Raw genomic sequence first — 703 nt, forward strand, 5'->3', positions numbered from 1 at the left:
GGTGGCCTAACCCCCTTGTGGGGAGGGAGCTGTCGAAGGTGGGACTGGCGATTGGGACTAAGTCGTAACAAGGTAGCCGTACCGGAAGGTGCGGCTGGATCACCTCCTTTCTAAGGAGCACCTACAAGCACCGTGCCTCATGTATGTGAGTGCGTCGGGTTTGTCAGGAGTACGCCCGTTGCGCAGACGCAAGTTCTGCGGCGGGTGCTCACGGGTGGAATATCAACGAATAGGTGCCTGGCGGCGCTTGCCGGTGGCTAGTACGAATCGTGGGTCCTTTCGGGGGTCCGGGGTTCTGGAACGTTTGCCGGTGGTATTGCTGGGTAGTGTTTGGCACACTGTTGGGTCCTGAGGCAACAGGACCGGGGAGGGATGACTTCTCCGGGACTTGTTTGTTTCTGGTTTCCTGGCTGCACCGATCACATGGTTGCTTGTTTCCTTCGGGGGCGGGTGTGTGTGGGGTGTGTGGTTTGGGGTTGTTGTTTGAGAACTACATAGTGGACGCGAGCATCTTTTATAAGAAGCAATTTCCAAGAATATGAACCTGGATCTGGCTGCGCGTGATGATGGCATCTCCTTTTTGGGGGGTGTGGTTGTTGGGTGTGGTTGGTTTTCGTGGTTCTCTCGAAAATTTCTGAATTGATCTTTTGTGGTCAAGTTTTTAAGAGCACACGGTGGATGCCTTGGCATTAGGAGCCGAAGA

1 rRNA gene is annotated in these 703 nt (G+C 54.5%); it reads left to right on the top strand.

From position 1 onward, the window contains the following. A 16S ribosomal RNA gene (locus tag PY310_RS21495) occupies nucleotides 1-110 on the top strand; the annotation flags it as partial. Nucleotides 111-703: the final 593 nt, after the last annotated feature.

It is taken from the genome of Pseudarthrobacter naphthalenicus (assembly GCF_029076445.1).
GTDB classification, from domain to species: Bacteria; Actinomycetota; Actinomycetes; order Actinomycetales; family Micrococcaceae; genus Arthrobacter; species Arthrobacter naphthalenicus.